This window comes from Pararhodobacter sp. SW119 (assembly GCF_017811755.1).
In the GTDB taxonomy this organism is placed as follows: Bacteria; Pseudomonadota; Alphaproteobacteria; order Rhodobacterales; family Rhodobacteraceae; genus Pararhodobacter.
On record NZ_JADDJF010000002.1, the window covers coordinates 164,560 to 179,849 of the forward strand.

At 69.3% G+C, this 15,290-nt stretch carries 13 protein-coding genes; 8 read left to right on the forward strand and 5 right to left on the reverse strand.

The window, feature by feature from the left end:
- Positions 1-29: 29 nt before the first annotated feature.
- Positions 30-914: a formate dehydrogenase accessory sulfurtransferase FdhD gene (locus IM708_RS02595; protein WP_209424752.1), complete on the reverse strand. Its 885-nt coding sequence runs from the start codon at positions 912-914 to the stop codon at positions 30-32.
- A gap of 80 nt (positions 915-994) precedes the next feature.
- Between IM708_RS02595 and IM708_RS02600 the strand changes: the two genes are divergently transcribed.
- From IM708_RS02600 to IM708_RS02625, 6 genes are all read left to right on the forward strand, one after another.
- Positions 995-1,504, forward strand: coding sequence for a DUF2478 domain-containing protein (locus IM708_RS02600; protein ID WP_209424753.1), 510 nt, complete (start codon positions 995-997; stop codon positions 1,502-1,504).
- 108 nt (positions 1,505-1,612) lie between these two features.
- Positions 1,613-3,385 carry an NAD(P)H-dependent oxidoreductase subunit E gene (locus IM708_RS02605; protein ID WP_209424754.1) on the forward strand — a complete coding sequence of 591 codons (1,773 nt, stop codon included), beginning with the start codon at positions 1,613-1,615 and terminating at the stop codon, positions 3,383-3,385.
- The gene (gene fdhF, locus IM708_RS02610; protein ID WP_209424755.1) at positions 3,378-6,152 is read left to right on the forward strand and encodes a formate dehydrogenase subunit alpha; all 2,775 of its coding nucleotides are present in this window, start codon (positions 3,378-3,380) and stop codon (positions 6,150-6,152) included. The genes IM708_RS02605 and fdhF overlap by 8 nt, the downstream gene beginning before the upstream one ends.
- Before the next feature lie 396 nt (positions 6,153-6,548).
- On the forward strand, positions 6,549-9,065 hold the full coding sequence (locus tag IM708_RS02615; protein WP_209424756.1) for a heavy metal translocating P-type ATPase: 2,517 nt from the start codon (positions 6,549-6,551) through the stop codon (positions 9,063-9,065).
- A gap of 2 nt (positions 9,066-9,067) precedes the next feature.
- The gene (cueR, locus tag IM708_RS02620; protein ID WP_209424757.1) at positions 9,068-9,487 is read left to right on the forward strand and encodes a Cu(I)-responsive transcriptional regulator; all 420 of its coding nucleotides are present in this window, start codon (positions 9,068-9,070) and stop codon (positions 9,485-9,487) included.
- Positions 9,484-9,804, forward strand: coding sequence for an ArsC/Spx/MgsR family protein (locus IM708_RS02625; protein ID WP_209424758.1), 321 nt, complete (start codon positions 9,484-9,486; stop codon positions 9,802-9,804). Before cueR ends, IM708_RS02625 begins: the two co-directional genes overlap by 4 nt.
- Before the next feature lie 6 nt (positions 9,805-9,810).
- Here the strand turns inward: IM708_RS02625 and IM708_RS02630 are convergent, their stop codons facing one another.
- The 3 genes from IM708_RS02630 to IM708_RS02640 form a co-directional block, all read right to left on the reverse strand.
- Complete coding sequence (locus IM708_RS02630; RefSeq protein ID WP_209424759.1) at positions 9,811-10,017, reverse strand: cold-shock protein; 207 nt, start codon at positions 10,015-10,017, stop codon at positions 9,811-9,813.
- A gap of 530 nt (positions 10,018-10,547) precedes the next feature.
- A complete protein-coding gene (murA, locus tag IM708_RS02635) occupies positions 10,548-11,858 on the reverse strand; it encodes a UDP-N-acetylglucosamine 1-carboxyvinyltransferase (RefSeq protein ID WP_209424760.1) in 1,311 nt (436 codons plus the stop codon).
- Between the two features lie 84 nt (positions 11,859-11,942).
- Positions 11,943-12,344, reverse strand: coding sequence for a hypothetical protein (locus tag IM708_RS02640; RefSeq protein ID WP_209424761.1), 402 nt, complete (start codon positions 12,342-12,344; stop codon positions 11,943-11,945).
- 152 nt (positions 12,345-12,496) lie between these two features.
- Between IM708_RS02640 and ftsY the strand changes: the two genes are divergently transcribed.
- Positions 12,497-13,660, forward strand: a complete 1,164-nt coding sequence (gene ftsY / locus IM708_RS02645; RefSeq protein ID WP_209424762.1) for a signal recognition particle-docking protein FtsY — start codon at positions 12,497-12,499, stop codon at positions 13,658-13,660.
- 21 nt (positions 13,661-13,681) lie between these two features.
- Here ftsY and IM708_RS02650 read toward each other — a convergent pair whose 3' ends face one another.
- Entirely contained in the window at positions 13,682-14,185 is a 504-nt protein-coding gene (locus IM708_RS02650; protein WP_209424763.1) for an MgtC/SapB family protein, read from the reverse strand.
- Positions 14,186-14,254: 69 nt separating this feature from the next.
- Between IM708_RS02650 and IM708_RS02655 the strand changes: the two genes are divergently transcribed.
- Complete coding sequence (locus IM708_RS02655) at positions 14,255-15,154, forward strand: SMR family transporter (protein WP_209424764.1); 900 nt, start codon at positions 14,255-14,257, stop codon at positions 15,152-15,154.
- Positions 15,155-15,290: the final 136 nt, after the last annotated feature.

Sequence of the window (15,290 nt, forward strand, 5' to 3'; positions counted from 1 at the left end):
GCGTCGCTGCCTGCGGTCCCCGCATCGGCTCAGTCCACCTCGGCGGATTTGCGCCGGTGCTTGCGGTCCTCGTCACCGACACTGGATGGGTCCGCATCGCGCAGCAGCCGCTCCTCGCCCGAAAGGCAGATGAAGCGCTGCCCGCGCATCCGCCCGATCAGCGTCAGCCCCACCTGCCGCGCGATCTCCACCCCCCAGGCGGTGAAGCCCGACCGCGACGCCAGCACCGGGATCCCCATCAGCGCGCATTTGATCACCATCTCCGAGGTCAGCCGCCCGGTCGTGTAGAGGATCTTGTCCGCCCCGCCCTGCGCGTGGTGGAACATCCAGCCGGCGATCTTGTCCACCGCATTGTGGCGGCCGACATCCTCCATGTAGACCATGACCTCGTCGCGCCGGCACAGCACCGTGCCGTGGATCGCGCCGGCCTCAAGGTAAAGCGACGGCAGCGTGTTGATCTGGCGGGCCAGCGCATAGAGCCAGCTCGCGCGCACCTCTGCCTTCGGCAGGGTCACGCCCTCCAGCCCCTCCATCATGTCGCCAAAGACCGTGCCCACCGCGCAGCCCGAGGTTCGGGTCTTCTTCTTCACCTTCTCCTCGTAACTCGTCGCGCGCTCGGTGCGCACGACGACGACCTCGAGCTCGTCATCGTAATCGACGCCCGTCACCCGGTCGTCGGGGCGCAGCATCCCCTGATTGCGCAGAAATCCCAGCGCCAGGAATTCGGGATAATCGCCGATGGTCATGGCGGTGACGATCTCCTGCGAATTCAGGTAGATCGTCAGCGGCCGTTCCTCGACCACGCGGATCTCGACCTCGGTGCCGGTGTGGTCGCGGCCGGTGACGGGCCGCGTCAGGCGCGGATGCGCCGGATCGGGCAGGATCGGCAGGTCGGGGGGGATGAGTGCGGACATGACTGGACTGCGGCGCGCCTTTGACCTTCTTCAAATCTAATGTACCTTGTCGGCTCGGGTGGACAAGGTCGGAACAGGCGATGCTCGGATATGTCATAAGCGAAGGGCGCGGCACGGTCGACCCCCTGATGTCCGAGGTGGCAGGCGCCCTGCGCGCGCAGGGCTGGCCGCTGGCCGGCGTGGTCCAGGTCAACACCGAAACCGGCCCCGACACGAAATGCGACATGGACCTGCAGGTTCTGGCCGGCGCCGAAGCGGTACGCATCAGCCAGCGGCTGGGACGGCTGGCCCGCGGCTGCCGGCTGGACCCGCAGGGTCTCGAACGCGCTGTCGGACTGGTCGAGCAGGCGCTGTCCGCGCGGCCGCGCCTTCTGCTGATCAACAAGTTCGGCAAGGCCGAACTGGAGGGCCGCGGCTTTCGCCCGACGATCGGGCGCGCCCTGGCCGAGGGCGTCCCGGTGCTGACCGCGGTCAACCGAGGCAACCTGCCCGGTTTCCACGACTTCACCGGCGGGCTTGGCACAGCGCTGCCGCCTGAACGCGATGCGGTTCTGGACTGGTGCGTGGCGCAGGCGATACAAGCCGTTTGATAGCTTTCACCTATCAAACGACGCGATATTGATATTGACCTGCGGCAGTTCCGACCGCATGGCTGCCCCAGCAACGCCGCAGGCACGGCGACAGCCAGGGGATATCGAATGGCACTCGACAACCGCAGCGGACAAGGGGGCGTCTGGAAATCGGGCCGGGGCAAGGGGCGGCCGATCCCCAAGGGGCGCCAGGTCGACGATGACGCCCTGGCCGAGGTTCAGGCACTGCTGGGCGATGCCCCGCGCCGGCGCGACCTGCTGATCGAATACCTGCATCTGGTCCAGGACCGTCACGGGCACCTCTCGGCCCGGCACCTGCGCGCTCTGGCCTACGACATGCAGTTGAGCATGGCCGAGGTCTGGGAAGTCGCCACCTTCTACGCCCATTTCGACCCGATCCGCGAAGACGACGCGCCCCCGCCCGACCTGACCATCCGCGTCTGCGACTCGCTCTCGTGCGAACTCGCCGGGGCGCAGGCGCTGATGGCGGCGCTTCAGGCCAGCCACGACCCCGCCCGCGTCCGCGTCCTGCGCGCGCCCTGCATGGGCCGCTGCGACACCGCCCCGGTGGCCGAGGTCGGCCACCGCCATGTCGACCACGCCACGCCCGAGGCCGTGGCGAGCGTGATTGACGCCGGCGACTTCCACCCCGTGATCCCCGACTATCAGGGGCTGGCCGCCTACCGCGCCGGCGGCGGTTATGATCACCTGCTGGCGCTGCGCGAAAACGGCAACTGGGAGGCGGTGCAGGAACAGGTTCTGGCGTCGGGACTGCGCGGCCTCGGCGGCGCCGGTTTCCCAGCGGGGAAAAAGTGGGGCTTCGTCCGCGCCGGCGCCGGCCCCCGCTACCTCGCCGTCAATGGTGACGAGGGCGAACCCGGCACCTTCAAGGACCGCTGGTACCTGGAGCGCGAGCCGCACCTGATGCTCGAAGGCATGCTGATCGCCGCCTGGTCGGTGGAGGCCGCGCGCTGCTACATCTACATGCGCGACGAATACCCCGCCGTGCTGGAAATCCTGCGCCAGGAGATCGCCGCACTGGAAGCCGCGGGGCTGATCGACGCCGGCTACATCGACCTGCGCCGCGGCGCCGGCGCCTATATCTGCGGCGAGGAATCGGCGATGCTGGAATCGATCGAGGGCAAGCGCGGCCTGCCCCGCCACCGGCCGCCCTATGTCGCGCAGGTGGGCCTTTGGGGTCGGCCGACGCTGGTGCACAACGTGGAAACCCTGCACTGGGTCGCCCGCGTGGTGCGCGAAGGGCCGGAGGTGCTGAATGCGACCGAAAGGAACGGCCGCAAGGGCCTGCGCAGCTACTCCGTCAGCGGCCGGGTGGCCAAGCCCGGCGTCTACCTGCTGCCCGCCGGCTCCACCATCCGCGACGTGATCGCCGCCGCCGGCGGCATGGCCGCGGGGCACGCGCTGAAAGCCTACCAGCCCGGCGGGCCGTCCTCGGGCCTCCTGCCCGCCGCGCTCGACGACGTGCCGCTCGACTTCGACACGCTTCAGCCGCATGGCAGCTTCATCGGCTCGGCCGCCGTCGTGATCCTGTCCGACAAAGACTCCGCCCGCGACGCCGCGCTCAACATGCTGCGCTTCTTCGAGGATGAAAGCTGCGGCCAGTGTACCCCCTGCCGGTCGGGCTGCGAGAAGGCGGTGAAGCTGATGCAGGCGGACCGCTGGGACCGCAAGTTGCTGGAAGACCTCTGTCAGACCCTGGCCGACGCCTCGATCTGCGGCCTCGGCCAGGCCGCGCCGAACCCGATCCGACTGACCATGAAGCATTTCCCACAGGAGGTCGGCGCCGCGACTCGCGCCCCAGACCCCGGCAGCTACGACACCGATCAGAGCCTGGAGGCCCGGGAGCCGAAAGATGTCTGAACCGATCACCTTCACCCTCGACGACCGCGAAGTCACCGCCGCCCCCGGCCAGACCATCTGGGAAGTCGCCCATGGCCGCGGCCTGGTCATCCCGCATCTCTGCCACAAGCCCGCGCCCGGTTACCGCCCCGACGGCAACTGCCGCGCCTGCATGGTCGAGATCGAGGGCGAGCGCGTCCTCGCCGCCTCCTGCATCCGCGAACCGGCCGAGGGGATGGTGGTGCGCACCGCCACCGACCGCGCCCGGAAAGCGCGCGAGATGGTGATGGAACTGCTGCTCGCCGACCAGCCAGCGCTCGATCAGGCGCATGACCGCTCCGCGCATCTGTGGGACATGGCGGCGGCCGAAGGCGTCACCGCCAGCCGCTTTCCGGCGCTCGAACCCCGGCGCGTCCCGCTTCTGGACGACAGCCACGTCGCCATGCGCGTCAACCTCGACGCCTGCATCCAGTGCGGCCTCTGCGTCCGCGCCTGCCGCGAGGTGCAGGTCAACGACGTCATCGGCATGGCCGGGCGCGGCCACGACACCTGGCCGGTCTTCGACTTCGCCGACCCGATGGGCGAAAGCACCTGCGTCGCCTGCGGCGAATGCGTCCAGGCCTGCCCCACCGGCGCGCTGATGGAGGCCGCGGTGCTGGACGACGCGCAGCAGGGCGACAGCGCGGACCATGACAATGAGACCCGCTCGATCTGCCCCTTCTGCGGCGTCGGCTGCCAGGTCAGCCTGAAGGTCAAGGACGGGCGCGTGAAATACGTCGACGGCATCGACGGCCCGGCGAACGAAGGCCGGCTCTGCGTCAAGGGCCGATTCGGCTTCGACTACATCCACCACCCGCACCGGCTGAAAAAGCCGCTGATCCGCCGCGAAGGCGCCGAAAAGGGCCTCAACGTCGATCCCGAGAACCCGCTGACCCATTTCCGCGAGGCGACCTGGGAAGAGGCGCTGGATGCCGCCGCCGGCGGCCTGGCCCGCCTGCGCGACGCGCACGGTGGCGCGTCCGTCGCCGGTTTCGGCTCGGCCAAATGCTCGAACGAGGAAGCCTACCTCTTCCAGCGCCTGATCCGCGAAGGCTTCGGCCACAACAACGTCGACCACTGCACCCGGCTCTGCCATGCCTCCTCCGTGGCGGCCCTTCTGGAAAACGTCGGCTCGGCGGCGGTGACCGCCACCTTCAACGAGATCGAGAATGCCGATGTCGCCATCGTCATCGGCGCCAATCCCGTGGAGAATCACCCCGTCGCCGCCACCTTCTTCAAGCAGTTCACCAAGCGCGGCGGCAAGCTGATCGTCATGGATCCGCGCGGCCAGGCCCTGCGCCGCCACGCCACCCACATGCTGCAGTTCAAGCCCGGCGCCGACGTGTCGATGCTCAACGCCATCATGCATGTCATCGTCGAGGAAGGTCTCTACGACCGCCAGTACATCCAGGCGATGACCGAGAACTGGGAGGCGATGACCGCCCATCTCGCCGGCTTCGCGCCCGAGAAGATGGAAGCGATCTGCGGCATCCCGGCCGAAACCCTGCGCGCCGTCGCCCGCGATTTCGCCCGCGGTCGCGCCGGGATGATCTTCTGGGGCATGGGGATTTCCCAGCATATCCACGGCACCGACAATTCCCGCTGCCTGATTTCGCTCGCGCTGATGTGCGGCCATGTCGGCCGGCCGGGGACCGGGCTGCACCCGCTGCGCGGCCAGAACAACGTGCAGGGCGCCTCCGACGCGGGCCTCATCCCGATGTTCCTTCCCGACTACCAGACCGTCACCGACCCCGCGATCCGCGCGCGCTATTCCGACATCTGGGGATCGGGCGACTGGTCGGGTGCAAAGGGCCTGACGGTGACCGAGATCCTCGATGCCGTCCACGACGGCGCGATCCGGGGCATGTACATCCAGGGCGAGAACCCGGCGATGTCCGACCCCGACGTGACCCACGCGCGCGAGGCGCTGGCAATGCTCGACCACCTCGTCGTGCAGGACATCTTCCTGACCGAAACCGCGAACTATGCCGACGTGATCCTGCCCGCCGCCGCCTTCTACGAAAAGACCGGCACCGTCACCAACACCAACCGGCAGGTGCAACTCGGCCGCCGCGCCGTGCCCCCGCCGGGCGAGGCGCGCGAGGATTTGGCGATCACCGTGGCACTGGCCAACCGCCTGGGGCTGGGCTGGACCTACACCCACCCGCGCGAGGTGTTCGCCGAGATGAAGGCGAACATGCGCTCGCTCGACAACATCACCTGGGACCGGCTGGAGCGCGAGGGCGCCGTGACCTACCCCAGCCTCTCGCCCGAAGATCCCGGCCAGGCCATCGTCTTCGCCGACCGCTTCCCACGCGAAAGCGGCCGCGCACGCTTCGCCCCGGCGCAGGTCATCCCGCCGGACGAGGTGCCGGATGACGAATTCCCGATGGTCCTGACCACCGGCCGGCAGCTGGAACACTGGCACACCGGCTCGATGACGCGCCGCTCGAAGGTGCTCGACGCGGTGGAGCCCGAGGCGAACTGCTCGCTCCACCCGGCGACGCTCAACCGGCTGGGCATCGCCCCCGGCGGGCGCGTCCGGCTGGTCACCCGCCGCGGCGCGATCGAGCTGATGGCGCGCGCCGACCGCACGGTGGCCGAGGATATGGTCTTCGTGCCCTTCGCCTTCGTCGAGGCGGCGGCGAACGTGCTGACCAACCCCGCGCTCGACCCCTACGGCAAGATCCCCGAGTTCAAGTTCGCCGCCGTCCGCGCGGAAAACCCCGAGGCCGTCGCGGCGGAGTGATCCCGGCGCGCGGCCGCCCCGCCAACCCCGCGCGCAACCGGACGCACCCTCGGCTGACGGCCCCAGACCGGGACGGTCCGCCACCGCCCCGGAGGGCCTCGATCCGGCGAAAAGCTGGCAAACTGCCATACGTTTGCCATACACTTGCCATACGCTTGCCAGCCACTTTCTGGCAGGCATGAATCGCCCGAAATCAAGAAGATAGAAGCCGATTCTCGCCCTTTCGCCGGATCGCCTTGCGCGCCGCGTCAACCTTTCATCAACCACCCCACACGCCACCGCGTCGGCACGCAACGGCCCCACCGCAGACCTGCCCGCAGTTTTCGCCAGCGCGGGCTTGACCTTCCATCTGCTGGAAGGAGCATATAGAGCAGGTTCACATCACGGAGCCCGCCCATGACCGCCACCGCCTCGCCTCAGGACCCCTCGCTTTCGCTGAAGATCGAAGGGATGACCTGCGCCTCCTGCGTCGGCCGGGTGGAACGCGCCCTGGCCGCAGTACCGGGCGTGCGCTCGGCCGCGGCGAACCTCGCGACGGGGCGCGCCCAGGTGACCGGAACACCGCAAGCCGCCGCGCTGGCAGACGCCTTGCGCCAGGTCGGCTATCCCCTGGAAGAAACGCAGACCGACCTGGTCGTCGACGGCATGCACTGCGCCTCCTGCACGGGCCGGGTGGAGCGCGCCCTGACCGCCCAACCCGGCGTGATCGCCGCCTCCGTCAACCTGGTCACCGGCCGCGCCACGGTCCAGCATCTGCCCGCCTCGGGGATCGCGGAACAACTGGCCCAGGCCGTCACCGACGCGGGCTTCGCCGCCCACCCGCCGTCCCAACGACCCGCCGACGACAGCGCCGAAACACGCGCCGACGAGATCGCCCAGACCCGCCGCCGGATGCTGATCGCCGGGGCGCTGACCCTGCCCGTCTTCATTCTGGAAATGGGCGGCCACCTGGTCCCGGCCTTCCACGATTGGGTCCATCACACCGTGGGGATGTGGGAAAGCTGGCTCATCCAGTTCGTGCTGACCACGTTGGTCCTGTTCGGCCCCGGGATGGTGTTCTTTCGCCACGGCCTGCCGGCGCTGGCCCGTCGCGCCCCCGACATGAACAGCCTGGTGGCCGTGGGCACCGGCGCCGCCTGGGGCTTCTCGACGGTCGCAACCTTCGCGCCCGCTGCCCTGCCGCCGGGCACCGCCGCCGTCTATTTCGAGGCCGCCGCGGTGATCGTCACGCTGATCCTGATGGGCCGCCGGCTGGAGGCGCGCGCACGCGGTCGCACCGGGGCCGCGATCAAGCGGCTGATCGGCCTGCAACCCAGATCGGCGCGGGTCGAACGCGGCGGCCAAGTCACCGACCTGCCCATCGCCGAGATCCGCGCGGGCGATGTCGTGCATGTACGTCCCGGTGAAAAAGTGCCGACAGACGGAAGGGTTACGGGCGGATCCTCGTACATCGACGAAAGCATGATCACAGGCGAACCGATCCCCGTCGCCAAGGACGAAGGCGACACGGTGAGCGGCGGCACGGTCAACGGCACCGGCACGCTGACCTTCGTGGCGACGCGTGTTGGCGCGGACACGCTGCTCGCGCAGATCATCCGCCTGGTCGAGGACGCGCAGGGCTCGAAACTGCCGATCCAGGCGCTGGTCGACCGGGTGACCTACTACTTCGTCCCGGCGGTCATGGCGGTGGCGGCGCTGACCTTCGTCGCCTGGATGGCCCTGGGGCCGGGGCTGGGCCATGCGGTCGTCGCCGCGGTCGCGGTCCTGATCATCGCCTGCCCCTGCGCGATGGGCCTGGCGACGCCGACCTCGATCATGGTCGGCACCGGGCGGGCGGCCGAAATGGGCGTGCTGTTCCGCCGGGGCGACGCGTTGCAGGCGCTGCAGGGGATCGACGTGATCGCCTTCGACAAGACCGGCACCTTGACCGAAGGCCGGCCCGATCTGGTCGGCCTGCACCTGGCCGCTGGTTTCCAGGAGACCGAAGTGCTGTCCCTCGTCGCCGCCGTCGAAGCCAGATCGGAGCATCCGATCGGCCAGGCGATCATCCGTGCCGCCGAAGCCCGCGGTCTGTCGCTGGCACCGGTTGACGACTTCGACGCGATCCCCGGCTTCGGCGTGCGCGCGCGGCTCGGGGGCCGCGCGCTTCTGATCGGCGCCGAGCGGCTGATGGCGCGCGAAGGTATCGACCTTGGCACCCTGCCCGCGCGGGCGGCCGAGGCGGCGCGCAAGGGTCAGACGCCGCTCTTCGCCGCGATCGACGGGCAGGTGGCGGCGCTGATCGTCGTAGCCGACAGGATCAAGTCCTCGACGCCCGCCGCCATCGAGGCGTTGCACGCGATGGGGCTGAAGGTAGCGATGATCACCGGCGACGCCGAAGCAACCGCGCAGGCCATTGCCGCCGACCTGGGCATCGATACCATCGCGGCCGAGGTGTTGCCCGAAGGCAAGGTCGCAGCACTGCAGGGACTGCGCGACGGCGACCGGCGCGTGGCCTTTGTCGGCGACGGCATCAACGACGCCCCGGCGCTGGCGGCGGCGGACGTGGGCATCGCCATCGGCACCGGCACGGACGTTGCGGTCGAAGCGGCCGAAGTGGTGCTGATGTCGGGCGATCTGGGCGGCGTGGTCAACGCGCTCGCGGTCAGCCGCGCGACGCTGCGCAACATCCGGCAGAACCTCTTCTGGGCGTTCGCCTACAATGCCGCGCTGATCCCGGTTGCCGCCGGCCTGCTCTATCCCGCCTTCGGCCTGACGCTCAGCCCGATGCTTGCCGCCGGCGCCATGGCGCTTTCCAGTGTCTTCGTGGTCAGCAACGCGCTGCGCTTGCGCGGGCTGCGACCAATCCACCTGGACGCGCCCGCTACCCCCGAGGCGCCCCCCCCGGCTGGTCCCCGCGCAGTAGGAGAGTGACGATGAACATAGGCAACGCCGCCGAGGCCTCGGGCCTGCCGGCCAAGACCATCCGCTACTACGAGGAGATCGGCCTGATCCGGCCGCGCCGCGACGCCAACGGCTACCGCGCCTTTGGCCGGCGCGACGTGCACAAGCTGGCTTTCCTGGCGCGCGCCCGGGCACTGGGTTTCAGTATCGAGGAGTGTCGCGCCCTGATCGGCCTCTACGAGGACGAGAAACGCGCCAGCGAGGATGTCAAGGCGCTGACGCGGGAACATCTGAAGCGGATCGACACACGGATCGCCGAATTGCAGGGGCTGCGCGAAACGCTGGCGCAACTGGTTGCCGCCTGCGCCGGGGACCACCGGCCGGATTGTCCGATCCTGGCCGATCTTGCGCGCGACAGCGCGATCACCGACATGGGGGAGGTCAGCAGATGAGCACGATCTATGGAATCCGGACCTGCGATACCTGTCGCAAGGCAAGCAAGGCGCTGCCCGGGGCAGCTTTTCGCGACATTCGCACCGACCCGCTGAGGGCCGAGGAGATCGCGGAATTCCTGGACGCGTTCGGCGAGAAACTGGTGAACCGCGCCTCGACCACCTGGCGCGGACTGGACGAGGCGGCGCGGAACCAGGCGCCGGCGGCGCTGCTGGCGGCACATCCGGCATTGATGAAGCGCCCGGTCATCCGTGCGGATGGGGCGCTTCACCTTGGCTGGACGCCGGCGACGCGCGCGTCGCTCGGCGTGGACTGATGCGGATCAGAGCAGTTTCAGATCGCTCGCCGACTCGCGGCCGTCACGACCGGACTGCAGTTCGAAGCTGACCTTCTGGTTGTCGGCCAGACCGGTGAGCCCGGCGCGTTCGACCGCCGAGATATGGACGAAGACGTCCTTGCCGCCGCCATCGGGCGCGATGAAGCCGAAGCCTTTGGTGGAGTTGAACCATTTGACGGTGCCGGTGGGCATTTGCTTTCCCCTTCCGAATTTTCCCGGGGCGAGATTGCCCGCGGGCCGTGCAGCCAGGTCTTTCAGTAGCGCGGGCTGCCCCGGAAGGCGGTCGCCGAAAGTCTGTTGTCACTGGCCGGAGTTTGCCATGAATCGAAGCAAAAGCAAGCGCGTTGCGTTTCGACCGGCGCGTATCGGACGCGCAGTCGGCAAAGCGGGTCGCCGCGCCCCCAGCTTCGCCGACGCCGGGCCTCGGGGACGCATACACGGCCAGACGGGTCGCAGGGAGGGGGGTGCGCACAGTGCGCATTGCCCAATAACGTCATGGAGTCGTTTGTAAATCGTGTAAATTGAAACACTTTTTTAACCGCCGGCTGGAGGCCCTCCGCGACCGGAAATGCCGACCGGCCGATCCGGCAGGGGTTTGCGCCGACGCGCGTCAGCGCCGCGCGCGATCCAATCCCGTGCAGGGGCGGCGCGACGTTCCGGCGGCAGCACAGCGCGGCGCGCGATCGAGATCAGGAAGTCGGCCGGCGATCGGCGCACCGGCTTCAGGCGCGTGCCGGGACCCGCTCGATCCGCGCGCCGAGCGCGTTCAGGCGCTCGTCGATCCGCTCGTAGCCGCGCTCGATCTGCTGGGCGTTGTTGATGATGCTCTCGCCCTCGGCGCAGAGCGCGGCGATAAGCATGGCCATGCCGGCGCGGATGTCGGGGCTTTCCAGCCGGGCGCCGCGCAGCTTCGACGGCCCGGCAATGATCGCACGATGCGGATCGCACAGCACGATCCGCGCCCCCATCGCGATCAGCTTGTCGACGAAGAACATTCGGGATTCGAACATCTTTTCGAACATCAGCACGACGCCGTCGCATTGCGTGGCAGTGACGATGGCGATGGACATCGTGTCGGCGGGAAAGGCGGGCCAGGGCTGATCCTCGATTTTCGGGATATGGCCGCCGAAGTCGGGCTCGATCTTCATCGCCTGCCCGGCGCGGATGATCAGGTCGTCGCCCGACACCTCGGGCCGGATGCCGAGGCGGGCGAAGTTCATCAAGGTCGAGCGCAGGTGCTCGACGCCGGCATCCTTGATTGTCAGGTCCGACTGCGTCACCGCCGCCAGCCCGATCAGCGAGCCGACCTCGATGTGATCGGGCCCGATGCGGTGCGAACAGCCCTTGAGCGGCCCGCCGCCGTGGATGGTCATGGTGTTGGTGCCGACGCCCTCGATCGTCGCGCCCATCGCGGTCAGGAACCGCGCCAGGTCCTGCACATGCGGCTCGGACGCGCAGTTGCGCAGGATCGTCGTGCCCTCGGCGCAGACGGCGGCGCAGAGCGCGTTTTCCGTCGCGGTGACCGAGGGTTCGTCGAGGAAGACATCGGCGCCGCGCAGCTTCGGCGCCTTGAAGACATAGGCCCCGTTCACGCTGATCTCGGCGCCCAGTTGCTGAAGGGCCAGGAAATGCGTGTCGACGCGCCGCCGGCCGATCACGTCGCCGCCCGGCGGCGGCAGCACCAGCTCGCCACAGCGCGCCAGCATCGGCCCGGCCAGCAGGATCGACGCCCGGATGCGCGCGCAGAGATCGGGGTCGAGGTCGGCAGGCCGCAGGTCGCGCGCGGTGATCTCCAGCTCGTTCCGGCCCAGCCAGCGCGCCTCGGCGCCGACCGACTGGATCAGCTCCACCAGCGCCTCGATATCGCGGATGCGCGGGACGTTCGTCAGCTGCACCGTCTGATCGGTCAAGAGCGCCGCTGCCACGATGGGCAGTGCCGCGTTCTTGTTGCCCGACGGCGCAAGGGCACCGTTCAACCGGTGCCCGCCCTCGACGAAATACTGGATCCGCTCGCGCGGTTGTGCCAACGCCATGCCTCGCTCCAAGCTCTAGTGGCTTTTCGCGGGTGCATAGCAGATCGCCGGAGGCCCCGGAACCGCAAATGCGCCCTTCGGCGCCTAGACGCCGACCTGCGGCCCCTTGCAGACAAGCGGCCGGCTCGACCTTTCGACCTCGTAAAGCTCGGTGCTCGACCCTTCGCCGGCGAAGGTCGCGTGCAGCCCGTCCTCGGCTTGCCGGAAGGTCCAGCATTGCGGCGCGACGGGCGCGTGATCGTAGACGAAGCAGATGTTGCCCGCCTCCTCGTACCAGCGCCCTTCCTGGCAGTCCTCGCCGATGAAGGCCCAGATCACCCGCCGGCCCGGGAGATACTGTTCCATCCCGTAGGGCACGCCCATGAAGCTGAAGGTCAGCGTCTGGCCGGTGGTGTAGGCTTCGAACTCGGCCGCGCCCATGCGCTCTTCGGCCGCCGCGGGCAGCGACAGCGACAGCAGGACCAGGGCGGAAAACAGGCGGGACATGACACTCCTCTGGCGGCTTCGGGCCAGTCTGACCGATCGCGCCGGCAAAGACCAGCGGGCGGGGCGCTCAACTCGGCGCGAGGTGCGCCCCTTCCATCCCCCCGCGCGCTGATATAGCTGAAGGGTCGCCCCGAAGCCGCAGGAGAGGCCCGATGTCCTTTTTCCGCAAGCTCAAGGAACGGATGTTCCGCTCCTCCTCGAAGCTGGACGAGGGGCTCGACGCGCTTGTGCAGGAGGGGGCGGAAACAGGCTTGCCGCCCGAGGCATCCGACGGGCCCGCCCCGCCACCTGATGACACCGCGCGCGATGACGCCGCCCCGACCCCGCCGCCCGTACCTGCCGTCCCGCAACCCGCACCCGGCGCCCCGGCGGCACCCCGGATGCCCCCCGCGCCCCCTGCCCCCGCCCCGGCGCCGCCCGCCGCCGAGCCCGAGAAGCGCGGCATCCTGGCCCGGCTGACCGGCCGCAGCGAGGCGCCGCGGCGCCTCCTGGACGATGCGATGCTGGAGGAGCTGGAGGAGCTGCTGATCCAGGCCGACATGGGCGTGGAGACCGCGCTCAAGCTCACGGCAAACATCGCCGAGGGCCACATGGGCCGCCGCCTGTCCGTGGCCGAGATCAAGGCCCTGCTGGCCGCCGAGATCAGCCGCATCATGGACCCGGTCGCCCGGCCGATGCCGATCTATCCCAAGCGCCCGCAGGTGGTGCTGGTGGTGGGCGTCAACGGCGCCGGCAAGACCACGACCATCGGCAAGCTGGCGTCGCAGTTCCGGGCGGCGGGCAAGACCGTGATCATCGCCGCCGGCGACACGTTCCGCGCCGCCGCGGTCGAGCAGCTGCAGATCTGGGGGGATCGCGCCGGCGTGCCGGTGATGACCGCGCCCGAGGGGTCGGACCCCGCGTCGCTGTCCTTCGACGCGCTGACCCGCGCCCAGGCCGAAGGCACCGATCTGCTGATGATCGACACCGCCGGACGCCTGCAGAACCGGGCCGACCTGATGGCGGAACTGGCCAAGATCGTGCGCGTTCTGAAGAAGAAGGACCCCAGCGCGCCGCACAACACCCTGCTGGTGCTGGATGCGACCACCGGTCAGAACGCGCTGAAACAGGTCGAGATCTTCCGCGAGATCGCCGATGTCTCGGGGCTGGTGATGACCAAGCTCGACGGGACGGCGCGGGGTGGCGTGCTGGTGGCGCTGGCCGATCGCTTCGGCCTGCCGATCCACGCCATCGGCGTGGGCGAGCAGATCGATGACCTGGCGCCGTTCGACCCGGCCGAGTTCGCCGCCGCGCTGATCGGGACCGACGGTGCCTGACGCGCGACCCCGCGCGCCCGCTCACTGCGCCCGGTCGTCGCGCTCGGGCGCTTCGCCCTTGCTGTTTTCCTCCTCGATCCTGTGCGACACGCCGCGCAGCACCCAAAGCACCGGCAACAGGATCAGCGTCGCCAGCACCGCCAGCGCGATGGCGCCGATCCCGCAGGCAACCCCGATCGCGCCCGCCAGCCACATGCCCGCGCCGGTGGTCAGGCCCAGCACACGGCCGCCCGACATGATTATCGATCCCGCCGCCAGGAAGGCCACGCCCGAGGTGACGGCCTCGATCAGGCGCAGCGGGTCCGAAACCTCGCCCTGGAAGCGGGCCATGATCTCGAACGTGAGCAACGCGAAGAGGCAGGACGCCAGCGACACCAGGATATGCGTGCGCAGCCCCGCCGTGCGCGCATGCAGCGCGCGTTCGAACCCGATCACCCCCCCCAGCAGCACGGCGCAGAAAAGCCGCACCAGCGCCGTCTCGGGTGCGGTGCCGGAAAAGGATTGTTCGATGAGGGTGTCGATCATGCGCGCGCTCCCGTGCCGGCGGTCGGCGGATGAACGCGGCGGCTGCCACGCCGGTTCCGGGGCGCGGGGATGAGCGACTGGCTGATTTCGCTGGAAGGGACCGACGCCGGTCAGCGACTGGCGCTGATGCTGGCACTTGCCGCGGCCATCCTGCACGCGATCTTCGGGGCACTGCAGAAGGGACGCCATGACCCCTGGCTCAGCCGCGCGGCGATCGACACCAGCTACGGGCTGATGGCTGCGCCCTTCGCGCTTTTCGTCGTGCCCTGGCCCGAGCCGCACATGTGGCCGATCTTCGGCGTCGTCTTCCTCGTGCATGTCGCCTACAAGGTGCTGCAGGCCATGGCCTACAGCCGCGGCGCCTACACGGTCGTCTACCCGGTGGTGCGCGGCACCGGCCCGCTGTTCACCGTGATCGGCGCCTGGCTGCTATTCGGCGAGACCTTCAACGCGGTGCAATGGCTCGGCGTCGCGGTCCTGGTCAGCGGCATCTATGGGCTCGCGATCTACAACCTGCGCACGATAACCGCCGACCGCGACACGCTGGTTCCGGCGCTGCTGCTGGCCCTGCTGACCGGCGCTTTCGTCGCGCTCTACACCACGATCGACGCCTACGGCATCCGCGCCGCCGCCGATCCGTTCACGTTCCTGGCGTGGTTCTTCTTCATCGACGCCTTCTTCATGCCGATCTGGACATGGCGGCGCTGGTCGCGTCTGCCGCGCGACCAGATCGCCGGGCTGATGCGGCGAGGCGTTCTCGGCGGGCTCGTCGCCTTCGCCTCGTTCGGGGGCATCATGCTGGCGACGCGGCTCGGCTCGGTCGGTCAGGCGGCCGTGCTGCGCGAGACCTCGACGGTCTTCGCCGCGCTCATCGGCTGGCTGATGCTGGGCGAAAGCACCGGGCCGCGGCGCGTGGCGCTGATGACGCTGATCGCGACCGGCGCGGTGATCGTCCAACTCGCCGCCTGAGCCTGACCGCCGCCGGCGACGCCCGCCCTCGCCCGCGGATACCGCACGAGGCAGCACCGCGCGAAAGTTTCATTTCGGTTAACGGCGCCGATTTGTCGTTCCGGATCAATACGGTGCCAAACGGTCCGCATGCGGA